The organism is Flexithrix dorotheae DSM 6795, from assembly GCF_000379765.1.
GTDB lineage: Bacteria > Bacteroidota > Bacteroidia > Cytophagales > Flammeovirgaceae > Flexithrix > Flexithrix dorotheae.
This window is the reverse complement of record NZ_KB903442.1, coordinates 1-25,409: the sequence shown is the minus strand read 5'-3', so window position 1 is coordinate 25,409 and position 25,409 is coordinate 1. Positions and strand designations below refer to the sequence as shown.

The following is a 25,409-nucleotide window of genomic DNA, read 5'->3' as shown; positions in this document are numbered from 1 at the left end:
TAATAGAAGTTGTTTTTAAGGTTATCACTTTTCCCTGGAAAAAGTGTACAACCTTAATACAGAAGGAGGAACAACTGTTTCTGGCTGTTTATAAAATCTTTTTTTACCTTCAGTCTCCCATCTAAGCACATAAAAAAGATCATCATTTTTATCTTTTAAAGAAGGTTTTAACCAGTGGACTGTCATTCCTGGTTCACTTCTTTGAGGCATTAGGAGTTCTTCCGGATATTCCGCTTTCTGGACTTCATTTACTTTTTTATCCTCAACAACATTGAATGGGTCCTGATTTACCAAAATTTCACCATTTCCTCTATTAATATGCCAATATTCTACTTTTATTCGATTGTTATGATCAATCTCCGCCTTTTTCAGTCTGATTTCGAAGGTTATGGAACCCGGTCCTGAAAATGCCCATCGGTAATCCCAGTGGGTAATTTGTTTTGTTATCCATTTGCCATTTTCCGTTTTGGCAATAAATAATTGATTATTCCCCTCCTCATCATATTTCATATACACTATTAACGGGTTTCCATTTTTATCAAAAAATAGGCGATAGGCTCCATTAATAAGCCCACCTCCCGGAGGTGCAGGATCAACGGTGAATTGTTTTGAATTTGGGGTAATGGGTAATTCAAATGTCTCCCCGGCAACCGTTTCCCAATTAATCAGGTCCTTACTTCGGGCATACGAAAGGTGATGATTGGTTTCGCAATGAGGTGTATTCCGCCAGAGCCAGGCGACATGAAAATTTCCATCGGGATCTAATCTGGGACCACTGGCATAAGCGCTCATTTGATTCAACCCATCGAATAATGGATTATTGGTTAACCTTTTGAATGATTTAGTTGATTCCTGGTAGATATTGGTAATGGTAATGCCATTCCCGCTCCCGCCTTTTCTGTAGGTAAAAACAAGTTGATTTTCCGCTGTTTTGATAAAGGTTGGATAAGTGGATTTCAATTCATCCGATACACTAACCAATGGAAATATTTTCGCAAATGAAGAAATGTCATACGGTTTTTTGGTAATAAAATAGGTCATGGAATCATTGTGCATATTTGCCGCAACATGAATACAATTATCCCTATCCAGCGCCATCACAATTCTGTTATGGCTATCCCAGCCTACTTTGGTAGGTAAGGATTTCCTTTTCCATTTATCCTCAGAAAGTTTTCGGGTAGCAACTGTTAAACTTCTGTCTTTGTTATAATAAGCCACAATCTGCCAGTCCCCATCCGAAATAAAACTAAAACTCACTGGAAAATCAGCTGGAACCGAATCAATATCTACTATTTCCTTAGCTTTATAATTAAACTTTTTTTCACTTACCTGGGCAAAAAGTATGTTTGAAAATACCAGAATGAAAAATAGATTAATTGTAGTTTTGATAAGGTATGTCATGGTATTTAAATTTTTGCCCAATTTGATTTTAGTTTTTATGCAATTTTATCATTTCGCTACCCGCTAATAAAAAAGCACCTGTACCGTAATTCTGCCAGCTGTCTTTGTTTGCGGGTTTTGGGGAATCGCCAATGTTTTGTACCCAGCCCACCATTCCATTATCCTGCTGGCATCCTCTCAGCGCTTTCCAGGATTTCTGAACTACAGGTTTATAAGTATTTTCTTCCAACAAGCCATTGTTAATTCCCCAGGCAATGGCAAAAGTGAAAAATCCACTTCCACTTACTTCCCCATGATTATAGGATTCTGGTGACAATAAACTGGTTCTCCATAGCCCATCCTCATGTTGGATTTCCTTAAGCCGTCCTGCCATGGTTTTAAACAAATCTTCATAAAATGGCCTGTGCTTGTAATCTTTTGGCATATTGTCCAGAATTAAAGCTAATCCGCCTATTACCCAGCCATTGCCTCTCGACCAGAATATTTTCTTACCATTTTCCTCTTTTAAATCGCTACTATCTCCCTTCCACACATATCTTAAATCTCTGGCAAACAATTTTTCTTTCTGATCAAAAAGTAATTCATATGTTTCCAGATAATATTTATGCATCATATCAAGATAGGTAGAATCATTTTTCAATTTGGCGTAAGCTGTAAGTACAGGAGGAGTCATAAATAAAGCATCACACCACCACCATAATATAATTTTACCTCCTTTTGCGGTTCCTTCTTTCCAGGCATGAGGCTTGTACAGGTGATCTTTAATGATGCTACCGGTGGGTTGTAGATTCACACCATCTATGCCAATGGATTTTAAGTAAAGGTAAGAGGCACAAATTGTCAGGTCATCGGCATGATAGAAGCGTTCCCAGGGTTTCCATTCGTTTCGAATACTCATATCTTTGAGCGCATTGAGGAAATGCTCATCCTTAGTGACTTTGTGGGCTCGGTAGACCCCTGTGTAATACGCACCATTTGTCCAGTCGGTGGGCGCTTTGGCAAATATTGGATTGGCTTCCTGCCATTCAAGGGCCTTAATCATGGCACTTTGATCATCTAGACCCGTAATACCCTTTTTAGGGGTATTACAGCCGGCTATAAAGCCTAAAATGATAATTAAAAATGGTATAGGTTTTAAACAATTATTCATACGGTATTTTAAAATTTATTTCTTTAAATTTCCAATCACTCACAAATCACCTCGCTAAATTCTGCAGTATTTGTTACGGTGGATTCATCCAGTGATTCTAAGAATAAGGCGAACTTATCTATTCCATGACCATAGGATCTGGCTGAAATTTGCATGGTATAAGTCCCGGCTTCATCAAACATTACATAAATTAAATGAGGATCGTTATCATAGGTTCTAGCCTGCCATTTGAAATCAACATCATTTCCGCTACGATATACCTTAAACCAGCCATCTTGTGAAGCACCTTCGGGATTAGGAGTCTTGCCACTTCCTTTTGGATACACTTTAGTACCATTTTTTTCTGCATAGAAATCGCTTGCATCCGGAAATTTGAGCCAGGTATCATTATGCTCTGTGCCATTTGTTCCTATGGTAACAGCCGAATTCCAGATAAACTGGTAAGTCCCTGGAGTAGAAATTTTAATTTTAAATGTGGCAAGATCGGAACCTGGCCTAGGAAAAAAATCTCCATTGTTCCAAACCATATAACCCCTCCCGGAAGTATTGACATTTCCTGTTTTAAGTTCCCAGCCATTGCCAAATTTCGCATTTTCAAATTCAACTTTTACTACGCCATCTTTTTCAATAAACACAAATTTTGAAGGGTCATTACAGGCTATAGCCTCAGCAGTTACAGCTTCAATTACATTGGAATTTTCAGATGTTTTTTCGCCTTCAAATAGGCCACGAGCCCTTATAAAATAAGTTGTGGATGGAGTTAAATCCTGAATGGTAATTTCAGAATTCGATGCTTTGAAGCCATTGTAATCCGGTAGGATCTCCGTAAAACCTTCATCCAAAGCCACATCGATTTGGTAATCGGTCGCATCTTTCAGGTCTTCCCAATCAATCTTTAAATCTGTGCTATTCACAGTAATTAATCTCAATTCCGGGATAGGTAAACTATTGTCTGGTTCGGGTTCATTTTCATTGCAACCGGAAAAGTTTAAGATTAAAAAGCTGGTAATAATAAGTTGAAAGACTTTGTTGGTAGGTATTTTTCTCATTTATGAATTTAAATTAAAATAATGAATAGAAAACTTCTTCATTAATATCATGCTTTTAAAAACATGGAAGTCAGGATCATTTACTATTCGTTCTAAAAAAAATAAAGAGGAGGAATTAAACATTGAATTCCTCCTCTTTCAAAACTGCAATTTACCAGCCTGGATTCTGGCCTAAATTCGGGTTTTGGGATATGGCATTAACCGGTAATGGCCATAAATAATGTTTATTTTCATCAAAAACCGGAGGCCAATATGGTCCGTTTTTCCTCACATCAATATAAGGTACGCCATCTACTGTGGTTACTTCTACATTATCATCTGCTCCTGCATATCGGGTTTTAGCTGCCTCATCCCACCGAATTCCAAGGTCAGACTCGGTCAGTTTTTTACCCCATTTCCATCTTCTGAGATCGTGATATCGATGACCTTCTAAAAATAGCTCCACACGTCTTTCTCTCCTGATTTCAATAATGATTGAAGGTAATCCATCATTAGCATACCTGGGATCCATCGGAGGGTTAATATTTAAGGGTGCCATAGCAACTCTTTCTCTTAAAAGGTTAATACTCATATCCAAATCAGCCTGAGTAATCGTTCCCAATTCCGCCTTTGCTTCGGCAAAGTTTAATAGGGTTTCGCCCAATCGGAGTGCCGGAGGCGCACAATTATGCTGATCTCTTGGCGAGCCCTCATCTTCTGCATTCCAGTGTTTTACCACATGATAGCCTGTATTGGAGCGGTTTCTTCCTCCCCCGTCTTGACCGGTAATAATCGGATAGGCACGATCAGGGTCCCTTGCATAGTCCATTTTTGCCTGATCTTCCGGATGTAATACACATTGTCTAAGGCGTAAATCCCGGTTCATAAAAGTAGTTTCAATGGAATCATCTCCCACATAAAGTGGTGAAAGGGAAATGGGTAACCCATCTTCACAAAGTACATCATCTACAAAGCTTTTTGTTGCTCCACCATTATAATTCCAAAACAGCCTGGAAGCGAAATGACCATTTATAAGCGGCTCATATTTTCTCCAATAAATGACCTCCGGATTTCCTACCTGCGATTGGGTAGAGAGTAAATACCGGTAATCTTCATCTGGTTTTCCTGTATTATAGAGCGTAAAACCGCCATTATTCATCAATTCCAAAGATGCATTTACGCATTCTGTCAGCCATTTGTCCGGATCACTTCCACCGTGGTATTTTCTCCAGGTTCCTTCAAAAAGACAAATTCGGGATTTTACAGCCAATGCTACCCACTTGTCCACTCTTCCGGGGTCTTCACCATCACCCCAATCTTCCGGCAGGTGAGCTACAGCAAAGTCAAGATCAGCTAAAACTTTATCCATTACCATTTCCCGGTCATCGCGCCCTGCATAAAGTTCTTCTGCATCGATATTAAGGGATCTGTCAATCCATTGCATATCTCCAAATCTGGAAACTTTATCTGCATACCACCATCCTCTAAAAAGTCTGGCTTCGCCTTTATATTTATTGATGGTCTCTTCCTGTAGTTCCGCTCGATCATAATTTTCCAAACCAAAATTGATTGCTCTTAAAAATGCCCACCCTTCTGAATTATAACCTTGTAACCTTGCATTATTTTCTACTACATGGTATCCCATCCTTATTTTGGTGAATTCATTTGATCTTGCATGAGTAGGAGCCAGGTTATCACTGAACTGATCATTCCACCATATTCCACCTTGAAACTTTACACCTTCGGTATTCAGGCCATCTAAAATAGGAATTTTTTCGTCATCCTTGGCTCGGTTATACAGCCCATTATTGTAGTTCTTCAAGTCAGTTTCCGTTCTCCAATAGGTTTCATTACTCAATTCGTCTAATGGAGCCTGTTCCAAAAAATTATCATCACAACCTGTTGCAATCAATAACAACAAGAGGGAGATTATATATTTCATCAAAATATTTTTCATGATTCTTCGATTTTAGAAATTAAAGTTTAAACCCATGGTGTAGCTCCTGAATAGCGGATAGTTTATGGAATTATCAAAAACATATTCAGGGTCCAATGGTTTCCGGATTTTGGTTGCCTCCCACAAGTTTTCAGCCCCAACATAAGCTCTCAAATTCGATAACCCGATTTTACTCACCAAATCTCTAGGCAGGTTATAACTCAGGGTAATATTCTTTAACCGGATATAAGAAGCATTCTGCAAATACCTGGTTTGTGACACAAAATTCTTTGCATCATATTGCATCTGGGGGAAATAGGCATCTCTGTTTTCAGGAGTCCAAGAATTTTGTGGCCATGAAATATCTCCATTTCTTGACCTCCATGGGAAAAACCAGGTCCAATTTCCTGCACTTGGGTAGTAATCTCTTTTGGCAACTCCCTGAAAGAATACACTTAATGAAAAACTTTTATAAGTTGCCCCTGCATTTAATCCCAGGGTATACCTTGGACTGTTATTTCCAATAATTTTTCTATCACCCGGATCACTGGTTGTATTTTCTCCCTGGCTGATGATGCCATCATTATTCAAATCCGCAAACTCAAGATCACCAACCATAAAATTATTCCCTAACCGAGATTGATCAGGAATATTCGCCAGTTGCTCTTCATCCTGAATCATTCCTACAGTCTCGTATCCCCATATTTCCCCAAGTTTCTGTCCTACATAATACTCAGAAAGGGCTCCTGTAGGATTATCATATTTGGTGATTTCAGCTGTCCAGTCGGCCAGGTTTAGATCGGCAAAGTAGCTGAAATCTGTGCTTACATTATCTTTCCATTTTATGGCCAGCTCCCATCCTTTTGTCCGAAGGTCTGCTCCATTTTCAGCCGGTGGAGCTGTACCCAGAGCCATTGGATATTCTCGTCTTAATAACATATCCTTGGTATCCCTGGCATAAATGTCAAAAGAAACCTGGAATTTACTATTGAATAGCGCCAGATCTATCCCTATGTTTTGGGTCACTACTTCTTCCCACGTCAGTGTTGGACTTACCAGCCCAGGAGGATTAATGAAGGGAATCTGACCAGAACCGAGAATCACAGATGAAAATCCGCTATTCATGGTAGGGATATATGGATAATAATCCTGCGCCTTACTTCGGTATTTCCTAATGTTCTGATTTCCCAATGATCCATATGAGGCTCTGATTTTCAGATTATCAATAAAGGATCTGGTAGAAGCCATAAATCCTTCTTCAGAAATTCTCCAACCTACTGAAACGGAAGGGAAAAATCCAAATCGATCATTTTGGGGAAATCTGGAAGTACCATCATATCTACCATTCGTTTCAAATAAATATCGGTCTTTAAAAATATAGTTGAACCTGTAAAAGACTCCTCTGATCGTTGCCCTATTCTGGCCTCCTCCAATAGTTTGCAAGCCACTAGTAGCCCCAATATCTGTTATTTGTGGAGAGATCACCGTACCTGAAGAACCATTTATTGTTGAGTTATATCCCCACTCCTGGTTATAACCTACCATTGCCTTGATATAATGATTGCTCCAATCTTCAATTAAATATTCTGCATAGTTATTCCAGACATAATACTGATTGTATTGTTTTCGAATACTTATTACATCATCACCGGTAGTAAACAAAGGGTTTGCCTGGTCCAATTCAAAACTCACCAATTGGTATGGCAATTTCGAACTTTGGAAGTTCTGATTGAATATATTATAGGAAAAATTACTTTTTACAGTTAACCTTTTTATGGGTGTCAGGGTAACTCCTGTATTCATCCATAGATCCTGATTGGTATAAATTTCCCTGCCTCCCTGTGCCAAATCGGCCTTTATGGTAAATGGGTTATCCCAAAACATGCCTTCATATTGTTCGTATCCTTCAATTTTTGGTACCACAAAAGCCCGAATTGGTTCGGTTCTGATTAAATCATTGATACTGGATTGAGAAGGTTTATCGGATTTCTGAATATTTACTGTTACCTGTTGGTTAATTGCAAACCAGTCCGCTACCTGGAAGTCTCCTTTCAAAAGGATATTGTAGCGTTTAAAATTATCATTTCCTTCACTGTTCAGGTATCCGTCAGTATTTAAATATCCAAAAGAAGTGTAATAATTGGCTTTATCCGATGCACCTGAAATAGATACATCATACTTCTGTCTTGGGGATACATTATCCAATAACTCAGTATTCACTCCAGTTAAACCATACTGTTCAAACCTTCCGTCCACTACAGCATAAGGATCATTATTGGCAGGATCATCCCAATATTGTTTTAGCCTGATCATATAATCCTCACCATAATAAGGGTTTTGTCCCTCTCTTTCCTGAACTAAGTTTCTATCCAAAGCATACTCATATCCATTGGTATATGGTTCAACATGCCATATAGGTTTATTCCAGGAAAACTGAGACCCTACACTTACATTTATTCCCTTTTTGCCTTGCTTTGTTTCTACTAAAACAACTCCAAAGGCCGCACGAGCTCCATATATGGCGGAAGCAGCACCGTCTTTTAGTACGGTAATATTTTTGATATCCTCAGGATTAATTCTATTAATATCCATTGGAACATTATCAACTAAAATCAAAGGGGCACCTCCATTGATAGATTCGTACCCTCTAATATTGAATTGAGCACCTTGGGAAGGATCTCCATTAGGAACTGTAATATTTAAGTTCGGAATTAATCCTTGCAGGCCCTGACCCACACTGATAATAGGCCGGCTTTCCAGTTTTTCCCCTGAGGCAACATCCACTGCACCTGTAAGGTTTACTTTTTTTTGAGTGCCATATCCGACTACAATTACTTCTTCAAGTTGCTCCAGATCCTGTTCCAAAACTATATTGATCTCAGATTGCGTTCCGACCACAATCTCCTGAGAAGTAAATCCAATATAACTAAACTTTAGTGAACTACCTTCAGGGACAGCTAAAGAATAATTTCCATCCATATCACTGGTAGTTCCAGTGGTAGTCCCTTTTATTAGTACACTCACCCCGGGAAGTGGCTCTCCATCTTCACTCGAAGTAATTTTACCCCCAACTTTTATTTGATTAATATCAATGTCAATAAAATTCTTGGGAGCTTTTTTCAAAATGCCCACATCCTTCACATGGATTGTATTATCTACTCTTTTGAATCTTAGCCCTGTTTTTTTTGAAATCATCTTTAAAAGGTCAGCTACAGAAACGTGCTCTGAATTGATATTTATCATTTCAGCATTCTGCAAAAGATTTCTCCTGTAGGAAAAATTAAAACCTGTCTGGTTTTCAACTTTTGTAAAGGTTTCTTCTAAGTTGGCACTCTGAAGATTAATGCTCACATAAATCTCTTCTAAACTATTTTGAGCCTTACCTTCTCTGGCCATGAGCAGGCTACCCAAAAGAGATTGAAGAAAAATTCCAATTATGGCGTATTTTGACATCATAATTATTTGCCGTATAATTTTCAATTTCATATTTTTACTATGTTTTTGGTGATAAACTTTCATCAATTTCAAGTTTCAACTACTTTGATTGCCCTCCCTCTTCCCCAAGATTGAGGCAATCAGGTAGTTTTTGTCAGTAATCCTTTACTGATATGTTCACTTGTTTTTTATGAACTATTTTGATAATTATATTCCATATTGCATTGAATTATTTATTAAAAAATTACTACTGTGTCCTTATCTATTTCAAATTGAAAGTCCAATGAAAAACTAATACCTTCCAAAACACTTTCCAGGGACCTGTTTTCAAATTTTCCGGTAAAGTCATATTCTATTTTGACATCTTTTTTAAGCAAAAAATTAACCCCATACCATCTTTCTAAAACATTCCTGATTTCCTCAAAGTCAGCATTCTTAAAGTATATAATGTTGTCTTTCCAGGCCAATTCTTTTTCCATGTCAACTTTTGCATGTTTAACTTCTGATTCCGATTTGTTATAAATTGCACTTTCATTGGGTAATAAAACCAGGCTCTCTTTGGAAGGAACTTTTACCCCAACTTTCCCACTTAAAACAGCAACTTGTACTTTGTTATCTTCAGGGTATGCCCTTACATTAAAAGAAGTTCCTAATACTTTTGTCCGGATTTTTCCAGAAATTACAGTGAATGGTTTTTTAGGATTTTTTGCCACTTCAAAAAAGGCTTCCCCCTCTAAATACACTACTCTTTCATCATTGTTAAATACCTTCGGATATTTTAGGGTGCTTCCAGAATTTAACTTTATCACAGTTCCATCTCCAAGAAAAATAGTAGCTTTTTGCCCTAATTGGTTGGTTTTTTCCAGGTAGACTACTGCTGTTTTATTCTCCTCTTTTTCATTCTGAATAAACACCAGGTAGGCAAAGGCACACACTAAAATCGCAGTAATTGCCGCAGCATATTTCCACCATAATGGATTTGAAGATGTTTTTACATGTACAGGGTATGGTTCCTGAACTCCCACTTTAATTTTGTTCCATAAAACATCCACCTCACGCTCAACCATGTTTTCTTCCTTAAAACTGATGGAAAGAAGAACTTTTTTAGCCAAATCAACAGCCTCTACTCTTTCAGGGTTGTCACCCATCCATTCTTCCCAATATTTATCCGATTGGGAATCTGGATTTTTTACCCATTGTTGAAATTGAGGATGCTCAATGAGTTGATCAACATGTTTTTCTTTATTCATGGTTTTAAATGCTCTTTTAATTAAAAGAGAGGCACTTATTTAAAACCTACTCACTTAGATGGAAAAAAATATAAAATAAAATCAGAATAGAGATAAGCAACCTCTTTTTTAAAAGATTAATCGCCCGATTGAGTAAATTATAAACAGATTGAGGATTCATTTCAAATATTTCTGCTATTTCCTGACAAGAGAGCCCCTCATAATACCTTAAGTATAATGCTTCTCTTTGCCTTTCCGGCAAACTATTAAGTTGATTTAATAAATTTTGATTTTGTTCTAACTGTCTTTCCTCATTAATCTTGGTTCGTTCGGGAGAAAAAACTATTTCGAATCGGACATTTTTTTTATTAATTTCAGTTAACCGATTAGCCTTTTGCAACTCTGGGATAAGCTTTCGTCTAAAAGAAATTAATAAATATGATTTAAGATTTTTTACAGATCCCAATTTTTCTCTATACTTCCATAGCCCTGTAAATAGCTCTTGCATACAATCTTCTATTAATTCCCTTTGATTGGTGAATTTCTTTCCATAGTTAAACAGAACCTGCACATACCGCTGGTAGATTTGGTGAAAAGCAATGCTACTTCCTCCCTGAAGATCAGTCCAAAGTTCTTCATCTGAAAGTATATTGTTATTTAGTTGATCAGAATTTTCATCACCAGAAATGTTGTTAAATAGAGTAGTTTTCATTTTCATTACTTAAGGGAGTTTCCTAAAGTACCAAAAATAAAATTCTAAACAAAGCTTGTCGATTAGATTCAAAGTTGAGGAGGTAAAAAAAATTGGAGGTGCAGGTTACGAATGTCTTCATAAGAAGGCATTCATAACCTACTCTTCCTTATACCACACCTAACCTCCATTAAATTTTTTCAAGGCTAACAAAAATTCCGTAGTGTTCACTATCTTCCAGTGAGGTATGATACTTAAGTTTACTGATCCTGTAAAACAAATGATTTATTACCAAATCGGATTTAATACAAACTGTTATTTCATCAACAATTTATGCGTTTTCGTTACTCCACTAAAATTATCCCTTACTTTTATCAGATATAAACCTGAGGTAAATAGATTACCGGCCTGAATTTTTATGGTATTTTGGTTTGTTTGAGTTCTATATAGCAAACTTCCATTCGAATTAAAAATTGATATTTCGGCATTGGAAATATTTCCTAAACTAATATTGAAATAATTATTTGCTGGATTAGGATAGACCCAAATATTTTGCTCTGAGCTTTCTTTTTTTGTAGGGGTAACTTTAGATTTTGAGACCGCAACTCTGGAAGAAGAAGTGTTTACCTTTGAAAAGTTTATCCAGTTAAGGTTATATCCATTTCCAGTAGAATTAATTTTCATTATCTGAACCCCGGAAGACGGAATATTGATGTTTCTGGAAACAGTGGTATAAGAAGACCAGTCACCGGTAGCCGCTTCACTTACATTATCAACCGTAACCCCATCAAATTGTAATTGAAAATTTAAACCATTCAATCTAGAAGCATAGCGAATTTCCACAATATAATCCCCAGGCTCCAGTACGTTTACATCGTATTCCATCCAATCTCCTGTATTAATATACCCGACAATGGCATCGTCATGAGTATCCCCTGTACCAATTTGTACCCCATCCTGACGATCAAATTCTTCCGCTTCTATTTGTCCTGAAATTATTTTATCTACTGGTGAGGTTACTGTAATGGTAATGGAAGCCTCTCCTATATTTCCTTCATTATCTGTGGCAATTGCTGTCATCGTATGTACTCCTGGGGTTAATCCTAATAATTCGTCAGGATTGGGAGAATTTGCATGCCCCCAATCATAAGTGGCAACACTTTCACGTCTGATTAAATTGCCATCGATAAATAATTCAACAAAAGAAATTGATCCGTCAGCATCGGAAGCACCCACTTGCACAATGAGTTGATCATAGCCCGCCTCCAATGTAATATCTCCCGAAGGTGAATTAAAACTAACAATAGGGAGAATGGCCGGGCTTCCTACAGTTACGGTAATACTTTCTGAAGCAGAATTTCCAGCAGCGTCTTTTGCTACTGCAGTAAAGGTATGATTCCCCTCCGATAAACCTAAAGTTTCGGTTCTGCCTCCATGCCCCCATTCGTATGGATCTACCGATTCTGTCCTAATGAAGGTACCGTCAATATACAATTCTACATTTTCTACACCTGTATTATCTGTAGCATCTACAAGCACATACAAATCGCTATAATCAACATCTACATTTATATCCCCACTTGGTTGGTTAAAAGAAACCACAGGTGGAGTAACATCTTCTGTAGAACCAGAATCATCAGGCCCATAATAAGGCCATCTATTAAGGTAAGATGGTTTGTTTGCCAAAAATAAAGAGGCCGGAATATCAGCGTCAGAGGCTAAATCACCCCACAGGGTATTACCATTTCCTCCCTCGCCATCAATATCTACAATATTTGCTGCTGTAAAAGTATTTTCTCCAGGATTACCCTCTTTAATTGCAGATGTTCCACCAGTCAGTTCATTGCCAATAATGCTCATATATTCCACATAGGCATTTTCGCTACCAACTTTACTGGTTGCATGATTTCTAAACCACATGGTATACCTGGTACCCCAACTCTTTAAAGGATTGGCATCATCGTAAATCTCACTTCCATAATTTCCTTCAAAAAGATTATTATGACAACCTTTGGAGTTATGTTGACCGAAATCTGCGTAATGGTTATAAGGCGGAAGCGCTCTGTTATATGCAATTACACAGTGATCAGTACCATATTGGGTAGCAAAATGGTGACGTAAATCAGAAGCAACATTATTAATGATATGGCAATTGGTACTAAAATTTATTTTAATTCCATATTGATAGCCACCGCCACCTCCATAATTACCATATAAATTATTACTGTGCAAAATTACCTCTCTACCTCTAAAAATCTGAATATGTGTAGCATAGGCCTTATTACTTTCTATATTAGAAATTTCTACATTCTGCACCGTATTTAAAGCCATATTATCCGCTTTTCCAGATGAAGATGGATCAGTGGTCATTTCCATATAAAAGTTATGAAAACGAAGGTTTTTCTTATAATTACATTTTTCAATTCTAGCATGATCTTTTAAAAAGGGGATACCAAATTTCATATCTAATGTAAGTGTATTACCGGATTTCCCGATAATCTTAAATATCTGTGTTTCATCTCCGCTTGCACCGGGCCTGGTTACGGAACCTGCCTGGTAAATAATAAAATAATCTCCAACATTTAAATCACTTGTTGAATTAAGAGTAGCCGTATTATCGCCTCTTGACACATTATTTTGCAAAGTGTAGTTGCCTGATCTTGAGCCTCCAGCAAATATTTTCCCAGGTGTACTGCCTCCCTCAAGCATAAACTTAGTAGCACTTCCAGCTCCAACAATTTGAATGTCACCTTTAGAAATATTTAATGTGGATTTGATCTGAAAAGTCCCTGCAGGAAAATTCAGTATTCGTTTTCCGCTGCCCCCATCAATAATTGCTTCCACTTTGTCTACGATATCTTGTGATGAACCTGGAGTAATGCCATGATTGGTTACATCAATAGTGGTCCAACTTCCAGAATCATCCCATTCCAAATTTTGCCATCCATTTTCAGCTATTCTATTGGCAGGAATGTCTCCGTAATCGGTCACTTCAATTTGAGCAAATAATTGCTGTAAGCTTAATATTAAAAAGAAAAAAAACGTAAGTGAATGTTTCATAATAATGATAAGGTTTTAGTTAAGTTTTAATTCAGGATCAATAAGTTATAGTCGTTTCTATCTGTAATACTTTTGTGCTTTGTAAAAGAAATCTCACCAGAAATGGTCCTCACAACACTCGGAAGTAATAGGCATATTTATGATTTGCATTGGATTTGAAATATCATTAAATGTGCTTACCTTAAAAACTATATTACCAATCAATTAAAGGCAATCTTATATACTGAAGCTTCTTCTTATGAATTCCTGCTGACCTAATATTTTTCTGTTTACCTTAGCCTGTAACTCGAGTTTCCACTGTTCTCTTTTGGGTTACCTCCGCCTGGTAAATCATAAATATTTGTTCATCAAAATTTTCAAAAAGTTCTGAGTTCCTTGAGTTTTGGCAATATCTTCCCCAGGTCGAAAGTGCATGTTTGGCTCCACTTTTACCTTTTTATGGTGGCTATCCGATCTTTCAAATATTTGTTCTATTTAGAGCCCGGATTTACGACCTATTGTATGGTTTGAGAAATCTTAATAAGTTGATCAACTTATTTGTGTTTATTCATAGCTTTAATCTAAAAGAGAAAAGCTTTTTTAAAACCTACTCACTTAAAAGAGGAAATAATAAAAAATAATCATTAGGTGTTGATGGGTGAACAGAAAATTCCCATTGGGCAAACATATAAACATAACCTCAGAAATTCGTTGGGGTAGTGGGGCTATGGAACTATAAAGAATTTTTTGGGATGGGCAGTTTTACTTGAAATAAAAAGACTACCCAAACGCTATTTAACATTTTACCACAAGACTTACTAAATACCCAAATTCAAGATCCGGGAGGCAACGGAAGGAGGGACTTATCAATGCGAAAAGTAGGAAAGATTAATAAAATGGAAAATTAAATTTCCGAAATAATACGAGCTGAAATTTCTTTGCCCTCAGAATACAGTTTTCCCCAATTACAAAGGCTTTCAAGAATAGGAACTAAATCCCAACCTTTATTAGTCAAAACATATTGAATTCCAACAGGAACTGTATTTGGAATTTCCTGCTTCAGCAAAATGGCGTGATTTTCTAATTCCTTAAGTTGCCTTGCTAAAACTGCTTCTGAAATATTAGGCAGTTCTTGCTGTAATAAATGAAACCGATGATTTCCCTGAGAAATGGAATAGACAATCTGAGATTTCCAACGACCACTTATCATCGCAATTGCTGAATTCAACTCACAGACTTGAAATAAAAATTGTTCATTTGCAAAATTAGTTGATTGTTTCTTCCTCATAATCAATAGTTTAAAGACTAACAATTTTGTTAGTTATTGTTTCAAAAACAGTGTTTGAAGACCTTTGTCAAAAATACAAAAAATGAAAAAAATCGTATTAGTTCCATTAATTATAGTTTTGACACAATCACTTTTTGCACAAGAAATTTTCAGAGTTTCATCAGAAAACCTTGAAAGAAAAGTTCCAATTCTTGTACAAAAACCAAATAATTATCAAACTTCAAAAAATTATCCATTGGTTTTTATGCTTCACGGATATAGTGAAAATTATAAACAATGGAACAAAACAACCAATTTAAAAAAATTGGCCACTGATCACCAAATGATTTTAGTATGTCCGGAGGGCTTTGCCTACTATTATTTAAATAGTCCAAATGTTGAAAACTTGCAATATGAAGATTTCTTCTTCAAAGAACTTTTCCCAAAAATCTTGAAAAAATACAACATTGATGAAAAGAATATTTTTATCACAGGCTTGAGTATGGGGGGGTATGGAGCTTTAAGTTTTTTTATTAAACATTCCTCCCTTTTCAATACCGCAGCCTCAACAAGTGGAGCATTGGAATTAGAGTATAATAATTTTAAAAAAATCAGTCTGAATTTCTTTGGAAGTGAACGAATGATAAATGATTTGGAAAAGACCCTAGGTAACCAAAAGGAAAATGATTGGAAAAAATTTAGTATTTCGTTTTTACTTAAAAGCCATAAGAACTTTGCTAAAGGATTTTTTGTAGACTGTGGCTTGGAAGACCCTTTGCTTTCTAATACTCTAATAATTAAAGATTTAGCTTTGTCGAAAAAACTGCCTATTAGATATTCAATTCAACCTGGAGAACACAACACGGAATATTGGGCTAAATCTATTGAATATCATTTTGTTTATTTCAAGCAAAATTTAATAACGGAATAAAAACAGGTATCCAAAATGTAAGAAAATACAATCGCTTTTGTCCAAATCAGACACCTTTGTTAAATCAGCCTTTGCCGTCAAGCTGGTTAAATGCTTTATAAAATAAAAACAAATATTTCCCTGAAAGAATATTCCATATCGGACATTATTATATCCAATCCAAAAGAAAAATTTTTCTTGATCGGGATTTTGAAGGGAGAGAAGAGCCAATGGAGAATGGCCGCCCAAACACGACTTTTATTCACTTGTTTGGTTCACGAAAAGCAAAGAAATTAATGTAATCAATTTTCTAATCCATGATGAGTTAGTTCACGCTCAATTTTATCCATATTCGGAAGAATACTTAAACTAATTGAAATAATAATTTATTTCGATTAGCTCATAATAAATTTAATTTATACTTTTGCAACACTGTTGCATTAATATTTGCTATGCAGAAGTTGAAGAAGCATTTGCGTTCATGATAAAAAGTTATAGTATAAAAATTTTAGTGTTTGCTTTAGGTATGGGTTTTCTGTACAGCTTTTCATACGGGCAAACATATTACCAGTTCGAGGGTGTTGTGGTTGATGAAAACAACCAGCCTATAACAGGTGCTTCTGTAATGGTTTATGCCATCAAAAGAGGTGATGTAACCGATGCTGATGGTTATTTTAGGATTGAAAATTTATTGGAAAGTACGCACAATGTTGAGGTTTCTTTTTTAGGGTATGAAACATTAGTAAAGGAGGTTTCTTTTAAAAAAAACAAAAAATTTAAATTTCAATTAAAAGAATCTTCGATTAAGTTGGAGGAGGTTGTGGTTGAAGATAATTATGCAGAACATAAGAAAAGGGAAACATCACTAAATATTGATGTTGTTGATGATGATTATTTGAAACAAAATCTGGGTGGGAGCTTAATGAAATCCCTTGAAAGACTAGCAGGTGTAACCACTATTGATATTGGTTCGGGACAGTCAAAACCTGTTATTCGAGGTCTTGGTTTCAACCGTGTGGTCGTAGTGGAAAACAACATTAAACATGAAGCCCAACAATGGGGTGCAGACCATGGTCTTGAAATTGATCAATATGCAGTGGATAATATTGAGGTGATTAAAGGCCCATCCTCCCTTATGTATGGTTCTGATGCAATTGGAGGGGTTGTTGACATGAAAAACAAAAGCGTTCCGGCAGAAAACTCGTTCGGTGGAATTATAGATTTATCAGGTAAAACGAATAATAATTTCTTAGGTACTTCTGTTTCGTTGTTTGCCCGAAAAAAGCACCTTTTTGCTATTGTAAGAGCTACTTTACTTGATTTTGGAGACTATAGAGTCCCGACAGATAGTGTAGATATTTATAATTTTCGTGTGCCCTTGTATAAAAATCATTTACGTAATACAGCTGGTAAGGAGCAAAATCTTCATACTTCATTCGGAGTTATTAAAGATCGATTTCAAAGTAGATTTTATGTAAGCAATGTCAATAGCAAGGGGGGATTTTTTGCGAATGCTCATGGTTTAGAACCTCGAAATGTGGATCACGAAGAGCATGACAGGTCAAGTCGAGACATATTGTATCCGTATCACAAGGCAAATCATTTTAAAGTTATCAATAGGAGTTCCCTTTGGTCGGAAAACTGGGAACTTGAGTTGGATTTAGGTTTCCAAAACAATTTTAGAGAAGAGTGGAGTGTTTATACACAGCACGGTTATATGCCTGCGGTTTTTCCTGAATCTTTGGATTTTAATCCGGAAATTGAACGTCAATTTGATAAAGATATATATTCTGCGAATATAAAATTCCTTTATAGATTATCTAATAAAATAGAGCTAAATACAGGGATTAATTCTGAATATATGGATAATGAAATTGGTGGACGTGGTTTTATTATTCCCTCCTTTGAACAATTAAATCTAGGTGGTTATTTTGTTGCAAAATATAATTTTTCTGAAAAAAGTCTTCTTCAAGCAGGAGTTCGATATGATTATGGCAACATAAATACTGCTCAATACAATGATTGGTTTGCTTCGCCTATTTTGGAAAATGGTGATACCACCACATACGAATATTTACAGAGATCAGCGAATTTAAGCCGCAATTTCTCCAATTTTTCATGGTCCATCGGATATAATTACAATCCCGATAAGTGGTCCTACAAGTTTAATATTGGCAAAAGTTTCCGGATGCCCATTGCCAAAGAGCTTGCTGCGAATGGGGTGAACTATCATCGTTTTAGCTATGAAGTGGGTAATGCGGATTTATCGCCAGAGATTTCTTATCAGTTAGATGCAGGAATAGAATATGAATCTAAAAAATTTGGGGTTGGTGTATCTCCATTTATCAATTATTTTTCAAATTATTTATATCTAAATCCAACATCCAGATTTGATAGACTCTATGGATTTGGAAATCAAGTTTTTGAATATACCGAGAGCGAAGTTTTCAGATTTGGTGGGGAAATACATGCCAGATACGAAATTACTAACTATTTACAGCTTGGTTTAATAGGGGAGTATGTGTATGCAGAGCAGTTGTCAGGGGAAAAGAAAGGTTTTACTTTACCATTTGCACCTCCGGCCTCTGCTATTTTCAATATAAAATATCATAAACCACAATTAGCATTCTTAACCAATACGTTCGTATCTCTAGATTACAGACTTACAGCCACTCAAAATAACATTGTACCACCAGAAGAGCCTACAGATGGTTTTCAGGTATTTAATCTTGGTTTGGGAGGTGACTTATTATTGAAAAATCAAACCATAGATATTTCTATTCAAATTCAAAACTTATTGAATACTAAGTATTTTAATCATATGAGTTATTACAGACTTATAAATGTACCGGAACCAAGTAGAAACTTTGTCATTAATGTTTCTATCCCATTTTCGGTAATAACAAATGCAAACTAATTTTTTTAACAATAAATTTCAATCCCATGAATTTCAAATTTAACTCAGTTATGTTTTTTCTTGCCATGGCGGCAGTTGTATGTTTTTCCTCTTGTAGCGATGATGATGAAGCAGTTCCTAACCCTACAATTTCCAATCTTGAGTTAGGAGGTCATGATCATGACGATGAAGATGAGGATGATCATGACGATGATCACGACCATGAGGATGGTTTTGTAGCTCATATTGGTGAGGATATGCATATGGAAGCTGATATTTTAGCTGAAGGCAAAATTGATAAAATCACGATTGAAATCCATCTGGAAGGAGAACATGACCATGAAGATGAAGACGAAGATCATATCGATGAAATTGAATTGGAATATACTACAAAATATGAAGGACAAAAAAATGCAGAGTTCCACGAGCATATTGATATTCCGGAAAATATGGAAGCGGGTGAATATCATTTTCACATGACTGTAGTCGATCAACTAGGAAACACCGGTTCAATTGATGCAGACCTAATGATAGAAGAAGAGGAGGAATAAGTTTGTATTCGATGTAGCAAAAGAGTAAATGGAAACTCTTTGTTTTCACATTGTTGCCATTTAAGAATATCTTAAACTCATTTAGGGCAGACTAACTAAATGGTCTGCCCTTTTAAATCTTTTTGAAATGAAAACATTAAAGTTATTATCTGTAATCATTGGTTTATCAATAATACTTTTTTCTTGTGGGGATGACAACGAGATAGATACCGAAAAACCCGAAATAGACATCACCATTCCTGAAGCTTTCCCTACAAGTTGTAATGATACAATATATTTTGGTGAGTCCTTTACTATAAAATTTAGATTAACTGATAACATCGAACTAGGCTCGTATAGTATTGATATTCACCATAATTTTGACCATCATTCGCATAGCACAGAAGTAATGGAATGTAACCTTAACCCTAAAAAGACTCCGGAAAACCCTTATATCCTAATCGAAACTTACGATATTCCAATAGGGAAAAATGAATATATCACAGATTTACCCATTACTATTCCTTCTTCTAATACTAGTGGGGAATTATATGATGAGGGTGATTACCATTTTAATCTAAGTGTTACTGACCAGGAAGGATGGACAACACAGTTTGGAATAGGAATAAAAATGATGCATCGGTAAAGCCTAGCATTTTATATATTTTGGGGCGTGTTTGTATTTTTAAACCCATCCATACAAAGTGGTATAATCTACTTCCAAACCTCTTTCCCACATCATTTCTTCTAAATTCCAATAACTCATTCCATGTAGAAAGTTATGTTGCACACTTGGATGAAAGGCCTCTCTGGAATTTAAAAACACTTCCAGGTTTTCATGTAAATAAAAATATCCTTTAGTGGAATTTTTATTAAGGTGTTCTTATCAATTATACTAAACAAAATAAAGCTTGTTAGGTAAAAGATTGGAAGAAATTGATGACCTTAATTACCAATAACAAAACTAAGCTCACCACTGGAAAGTTCAAGCCAAATAATTTTGATTTAATTATTGTTCTTAAGGTAAATATTGCAACTGATAAGTTGGTTACAAGCAGCGGGGAGATGGGGGAGGAGAATTGTAAGCAAGATGGGATCGGGCAACCCCCGAGTCTTGTTTTTTATAAATTACTGTAAACCAGTAAATTAACTTGTTTTTATAGACCATTAAATGTTCCCATTTTTTTCGAAATATGGTCCATAATATGCTTTATGAGACTGTGATAGTGGTTTTTATGGTCCATTCTATGGTCCATTTGTAGGACCATATTCGCTTTTATCAGCCAAAAACTCCATTATAATTTAGTGACAACCTGGATGTATTATTATATATGTAAGCCAGGATCGAAAACTGCCTTAAAACATGGTAACATTACTCATTGTAAGTTATATGTTAGTCAGGATGGTATAGAAAATTAAGAAGTTGAAGAATAATGAAAATAGGTTTGATAACAGAACTAGCTATTTCGGTTTAAAAATTTTAAATGCTCTTCTAAAAGATAGTATTTCTGTCTTTAACTAATGAACCTCTTCCCTGTAGTTTGATCACCAAAAGCAACAAAGAATCAGCATCGATCATAATACACAGACACAATTATCCATAAACTCACTGAGCTATTTGTAAAATTTGTTTGATTGGATACTTTAGCAGAAATTTTAAAAGTCCAGCTTACGGAGGATAGTTGGGTATTAAGCACTCGTGCTATTATTTCCGAGAAATAAAAATCTCTCTATCAGTATTTTATGGCAAAATAATACACGATTAATTTTGAATTACTACTTCGTAGTCATTACAAAAATCAATAGAAAACTTAATGGAAAAAATTCCTGTAAGACAGATTAAAGAACCTAACCCATCAAAAAGTTTTAATATCATAAAACTCGAAGACTTACTTTTTGAAAATGACATGGTTCAGGAACTTCACAGGCACAATTTCTTTTTTGCTTTGTTTATAGAAATCGGAAGTGGTGAACACGTCATTGATTTTACTCCATATTCCGTTAGCGACCATTCTGTTTTTTTTATGCGCCCCGGACAAGTACACCAACTAACTCTCAAAAAAGGGAGTAAAGGTTTTTTAATACAATTTAACCGAGACTTTTATTCACCCAAAGAAACACCCACAAACTTATTATTGCGAAAAGTTAGCTATAAAAATCACTGTCCTCTCAATTCTGAAAAGTTTAAAAAATTACTTTCCCTTTTGTCTTACATCTATGAGGAATACACCCAAAAACAGGACAGATATAAAGAAGTAATCAAAGCAAATTTGGAAATTCTTTTCATCGAAATTGTAAGACAAAGTCAAAGCCCGAAAACGATTACAAACAATGAAAACCAATATTCCCAGCAGCGAATTGAAGAACTTTTTGAACTATTACAAAACCACATTTTAACCCACAAACAAGTCGCTGAATATGCTGAAATGATGCACCTTTCTTCCTTTCAAATCAACAAAATAACCAAAGAAACTGTTGGGAAGACCTGCTCGCAAATCATCAACGAACAAGTTTTACTTGAAGCCAAAAGAAACTTATTGGGAACAAGCAATCAAGTTAATAATATTGCCTACAATCTGGGTTATGAAGACACTTCATACTTTATCCGATTTTTCAAAAAACACACTGGAGTTTCACCCGAAACTTTTAGGAAGAACTTCAAGTAATCCCCTTTCTATCCGACTTTCGTCTTACTAAACCTATTTTCCATTCTTTAATTACAGGTCTGTTATTACCTGCATTCTTAGACTTTTACAGTGCAAAAAAAATGTAGCGCATTTTAAAGCTGAATCTTTAAATAAGTCCTGTTCGACTTGGTTTTTGTCCTACACACTACCCTAAAAACCGAAATAACTTTGCCGAAGAAATAAACAAAAAAAAATAAAAACTAGAATCGTAGGTGCATTGGGTATCAAAGTATAGCATTTTACAAATGTTTAAGAAAAGGAAAACTTTGAAATAAATAAAGCCAACCGCTTATCGGGCAGTAACCATCCATGAATTACTGGTTTTTATTAGTGAATTGAAAAAACCTTAACCAAAATTTCAGTGTGCTTATGAATAAGCATATTCGGATTCAAAGAACTTCAAAAATCTAAAAATATGACAGAAACAAAACATTTTGATGTAATAATCATCGGTGGAAGTTATTCGGGGCTTGCCGCAGCAATGGCATTAGGAAGAGCACTGAGAAAGGTACTTGTAATAGACAGTGGAAAACCCTGCAACAGGCAAACGCCACATTCTCATAATTTTTTAACCCAAGACGGAAAAACACCACATGAAATAGCAACTATGGGTAAACAGCAGGTCGCTGAATATGATACGGTTCACTTTATTGGCGGACTAGCAATCAATGCAACAAAAACCAAAAACGGTTTTGAGGTTCAAATCTCATCGGGGGACAAGTTTTCTGCTACCAAATTGATTTTTGCAACAGGTATTAAAGACATAATGCCAAAAATCAAAGGTTTTGAGGAATGTTGGGGTATTTCGGTTCTTCATTGTCCTTACTGCCATGGATATGAAGTGAAAAATAAACCTACTGGCATTTTAGGAAATGGAGCATATGGGTTTGAGTTTTCAAAACTCATTTCAAACTGGACAAAAGATGTAACGCTTTTTACCAATGGAAAATCCACTTTGACCGTAGATCAAAGTGAGTCACTTGGAAAGCATGAAATCAAAATTGTTGAAAAGGAAATTGAAAAATTTGAGCATAGAAACGGATATGTCCAAAATATCCTTTTCAGGGACGGTTCAAAAATGGCAATCCAAATTTTTTATACTAAAAGGCCATTTGAGCAGCATTGCCAAATTCCGGAAAAATTAGGTTGCGAACTGACAGAGGAAGGTTACATCAAAACCAACCATTTACAGCAAACAAGTATACCAAACATGTATGCTTCTGGTGACAACACCACCCGAATCCGTACGGTTGCAAATGCAGTTTCAATGGGAACTACTGCAGGTATGATGTTGAATAATGAATTTGTATTGGAACAATTTTAAAACTGATAATTATGATAGACAATTGGCTAAAACGATGGAATGAAAGGTATAAAGAAAAGGATTATGCCTATGGCACAGCGCCTAATGAATTCTTAAAAGAACAACTTAGTAAATTGAAGACAGGCACTATCCTTTTTGGTGCCGATGGTGAAGGTAGAAATAGTGTTTTTGCTGCCAAACTTGGATGGAATGTTCACGCCTTTGACATCAGTATCGAAGGGAAAAATAAGGCATTGAAACTTGCAAATGAAAATAATGTATCTATTGATTATAAAGTTGGCTTACTTCCTGACTTAGAATATCAGGATGAATATTTTGATGGAATAGCATTAATCTATGCCCATTTCCCACCCAATATCAAATCAGAATACCACAAAATTCTCGACAAAAAATTAAAAAAAGGAGGAATAATAATATTTGAGGCCTTCGGTACAAACCACCTTGAATACCGGAATGAAAACCCTGGGATTGGAGGACCTCCTGACTTAGATTCCTTATTTTCAACAGATGAACTGATGTCGGATTTTAAAAATTATGAGATTATTGAATTGGAGGAAAAAGAAGTAGAATTAAACGAAGGGCTTTACCATATTGGAAAGGCTCTGTAACCAGATTTGTTGGTCAAAAAAAATAATAGTAATAACTACCGCCAATTGAGTCCTACCTGAATCCTAATGACTCTGGTGCTGAAATTTATACACCTATAAGAGCATGTTTATATTTTAACTGTTTCGCTTGAAAACCTAAATTTTAAACACGCTCTTATCAAAAAAGGACCAGAAAAGATTGTGAGTCCATAAGATCATTTAGATATTTGATCCTGGAGATATTTGAAAAATAAACTCCATAGTGGATGGTAGCTCATTTGAATTAAAATTGGAACTATATAAAAACTTACTCGAAAACATAAACAGATTTGTCACACTAACAATGGATGAACAGGAAAAACTAATATCCATTTTCCAAGTCAGTAAAATCAAAAAACGACAATTTATTGACCAGCCGAATTATGTAAGCCGATATAGAAATTACGTACAGAAAGGCTCGTTTAGGTCTTACTTCATTGATAATGAAGGTAAAGAACATACCGTTCAAATCGCAATGGAAGATTGGTTTGTCAGTGATTTTTACAGCTACATAACTCAAACACCAGCTACACTTTTCGTTGAAGCAATGGAAAATTCTATAATTCTGCAAATGGCTTATGATGACATTGAAGGACTTTGTAAAGAGATTCACGCCTTGAGTGAATATTTTAGAATTACCACAGAAAGGGCATTCGCCTTCTCAAGAATGAGAGCTTTATCAAATTTAAGCAAGACAGCAGAAGAAAGATATTTAGAGTTATTGGGGTATTACCCAAATATGATTGAACGAGTCCCTCAAAAGGTAATCGCTTCCTACCTGGGTATGACCCCAGAGTTTTAGTCCAAAATTCGGAACAACCTTTCCGCAAAAACTTAATCTAGTTTAAGAGTTTTTCTTAATACAGTTCATTTTTTTCCAGGCAACCGAGATTGACCTTTGTATTATTATTAATTCAAATTTTACAAAGATGAAAAAAATCATTTCGGTGCTCACAATTATTTGCGCACTATTTATTAATCAATCTCTTAAAGCACAAACTTGTAAAATATTACGATACTGACCCGTGTAATTACGATAGTGATCCACCCTTTTTTAGCAGCTCTGTAGTTTAGGTTAAAAAATTAGGCTGAGGTTTAACAAATTTACATAAATCATTTCATTTTTCTTTTTCTCAAAGATTCTCCTTTTAATTCGATACGATGGGCAGTATGTATCATTCTATCAAGTAGTGCATCGGCCACGGTACTATCCCCTATGATATCATACCAATTTGCCACTGGGAGTTGTGAACTGATGAT

At 35.7% G+C, this 25,409-nt stretch carries 19 protein-coding genes; 8 read left to right on the top strand and 11 right to left on the bottom strand.

Annotated features, from left to right (window positions below):
- Positions 1 to 24 precede the first annotated feature (24 nt).
- The 9 genes from A3EM_RS42500 to A3EM_RS0115005 all read right to left on the bottom strand — a co-directional run bounded on the left by A3EM_RS42500 (position 25) and on the right by A3EM_RS0115005 (position 15,221).
- Positions 25 to 1,401: a BNR repeat-containing protein gene (locus tag A3EM_RS42500; protein ID WP_020529051.1), complete on the bottom strand. Its 1,377-nt coding sequence runs from the start codon at positions 1,399 to 1,401 to the stop codon at positions 25 to 27.
- 28 nt (positions 1,402 to 1,429) lie between these two features.
- On the bottom strand, positions 1,430 to 2,551 hold the full coding sequence (locus A3EM_RS0115040) for a glycoside hydrolase family 88/105 protein (RefSeq protein WP_020529050.1): 1,122 nt from the start codon (positions 2,549 to 2,551) through the stop codon (positions 1,430 to 1,432).
- A gap of 35 nt (positions 2,552 to 2,586) precedes the next feature.
- Positions 2,587 to 3,600, bottom strand: coding sequence for a hypothetical protein (locus A3EM_RS0115035; RefSeq protein WP_020529049.1), 1,014 nt, complete (start codon positions 3,598 to 3,600; stop codon positions 2,587 to 2,589).
- Positions 3,601 to 3,751: 151 nt separating this feature from the next.
- Entirely contained in the window at positions 3,752 to 5,536 is a 1,785-nt protein-coding gene (locus A3EM_RS0115030; protein WP_020529048.1) for a RagB/SusD family nutrient uptake outer membrane protein, read from the bottom strand.
- Between the two features lie 12 nt (positions 5,537 to 5,548).
- A complete protein-coding gene (locus A3EM_RS0115025) occupies positions 5,549 to 9,001 on the bottom strand; it encodes a SusC/RagA family TonB-linked outer membrane protein (protein WP_245576511.1) in 3,453 nt (1,150 codons plus the stop codon).
- Between the two features lie 185 nt (positions 9,002 to 9,186).
- Complete coding sequence (locus tag A3EM_RS0115020; protein ID WP_020529046.1) at positions 9,187 to 10,200, bottom strand: FecR family protein; 1,014 nt, start codon at positions 10,198 to 10,200, stop codon at positions 9,187 to 9,189.
- 46 nt (positions 10,201 to 10,246) lie between these two features.
- A complete protein-coding gene (locus A3EM_RS42495; RefSeq protein ID WP_157637905.1) occupies positions 10,247 to 10,891 on the bottom strand; it encodes an RNA polymerase sigma factor in 645 nt (214 codons plus the stop codon).
- A gap of 294 nt (positions 10,892 to 11,185) precedes the next feature.
- Positions 11,186 to 13,930, bottom strand: a complete 2,745-nt coding sequence (locus A3EM_RS0115010; RefSeq protein WP_020529044.1) for a carbohydrate-binding protein — start codon at positions 13,928 to 13,930, stop codon at positions 11,186 to 11,188.
- Between the two features lie 883 nt (positions 13,931 to 14,813).
- The gene (locus A3EM_RS0115005; RefSeq protein ID WP_211211974.1) at positions 14,814 to 15,221 is read right to left on the bottom strand and encodes a winged helix-turn-helix transcriptional regulator; all 408 of its coding nucleotides are present in this window, start codon (positions 15,219 to 15,221) and stop codon (positions 14,814 to 14,816) included.
- A gap of 58 nt (positions 15,222 to 15,279) precedes the next feature.
- Between A3EM_RS0115005 and A3EM_RS0115000 the strand changes: the two genes are divergently transcribed.
- The 4 genes from A3EM_RS0115000 (at position 15,280) to A3EM_RS0114980 (ending at position 20,158) form a co-directional block, all read left to right on the top strand.
- Positions 15,280 to 16,107, top strand: coding sequence for an alpha/beta hydrolase (locus A3EM_RS0115000; protein ID WP_020529042.1), 828 nt, complete (start codon positions 15,280 to 15,282; stop codon positions 16,105 to 16,107).
- 460 nt (positions 16,108 to 16,567) lie between these two features.
- Positions 16,568 to 19,003, top strand: coding sequence for a TonB-dependent receptor (locus A3EM_RS0114990; protein ID WP_020529040.1), 2,436 nt, complete (start codon positions 16,568 to 16,570; stop codon positions 19,001 to 19,003).
- 26 nt (positions 19,004 to 19,029) lie between these two features.
- Positions 19,030 to 19,533, top strand: a complete 504-nt coding sequence (locus A3EM_RS0114985; protein ID WP_020529039.1) for a DUF4625 domain-containing protein — start codon at positions 19,030 to 19,032, stop codon at positions 19,531 to 19,533.
- 127 nt (positions 19,534 to 19,660) lie between these two features.
- On the top strand, positions 19,661 to 20,158 hold the full coding sequence (locus tag A3EM_RS0114980; RefSeq protein ID WP_020529038.1) for a DUF4625 domain-containing protein: 498 nt from the start codon (positions 19,661 to 19,663) through the stop codon (positions 20,156 to 20,158).
- Positions 20,159 to 20,197: 39 nt separating this feature from the next.
- On the opposite strand, the gene A3EM_RS48500 is transcribed toward A3EM_RS0114980, so the two are convergent.
- Positions 20,198 to 20,338: a hypothetical protein gene (locus A3EM_RS48500; RefSeq protein WP_020529037.1), complete on the bottom strand. Its 141-nt coding sequence runs from the start codon at positions 20,336 to 20,338 to the stop codon at positions 20,198 to 20,200.
- 988 nt (positions 20,339 to 21,326) lie between these two features.
- On the opposite strand from A3EM_RS48500, the gene A3EM_RS0114965 reads away from it, so the two are divergent.
- The 4 genes from A3EM_RS0114965 (at position 21,327) to A3EM_RS42485 (ending at position 24,951) form a co-directional block, all read left to right on the top strand.
- Complete coding sequence (locus tag A3EM_RS0114965) at positions 21,327 to 22,178, top strand: AraC family transcriptional regulator (RefSeq protein ID WP_020529035.1); 852 nt, start codon at positions 21,327 to 21,329, stop codon at positions 22,176 to 22,178.
- A gap of 436 nt (positions 22,179 to 22,614) precedes the next feature.
- Positions 22,615 to 23,523 (top strand): NAD(P)/FAD-dependent oxidoreductase, encoded by a 909-nt coding sequence (locus A3EM_RS0114960; protein WP_020529034.1) that lies wholly within the window; start codon positions 22,615 to 22,617, stop codon positions 23,521 to 23,523.
- A gap of 11 nt (positions 23,524 to 23,534) precedes the next feature.
- Complete coding sequence (locus A3EM_RS42490) at positions 23,535 to 24,131, top strand: class I SAM-dependent methyltransferase (RefSeq protein WP_020529033.1); 597 nt, start codon at positions 23,535 to 23,537, stop codon at positions 24,129 to 24,131.
- Between the two features lie 241 nt (positions 24,132 to 24,372).
- A complete protein-coding gene (locus tag A3EM_RS42485; protein WP_020529032.1) occupies positions 24,373 to 24,951 on the top strand; it encodes a Crp/Fnr family transcriptional regulator in 579 nt (192 codons plus the stop codon).
- Positions 24,952 to 25,262: 311 nt separating this feature from the next.
- Here A3EM_RS42485 and A3EM_RS42480 read toward each other — a convergent pair.
- The coding region (locus A3EM_RS42480) for an ATP-binding protein (protein ID WP_020529031.1) at positions 25,263 to 25,409 on the bottom strand (147 nt) is incomplete at its 5' end.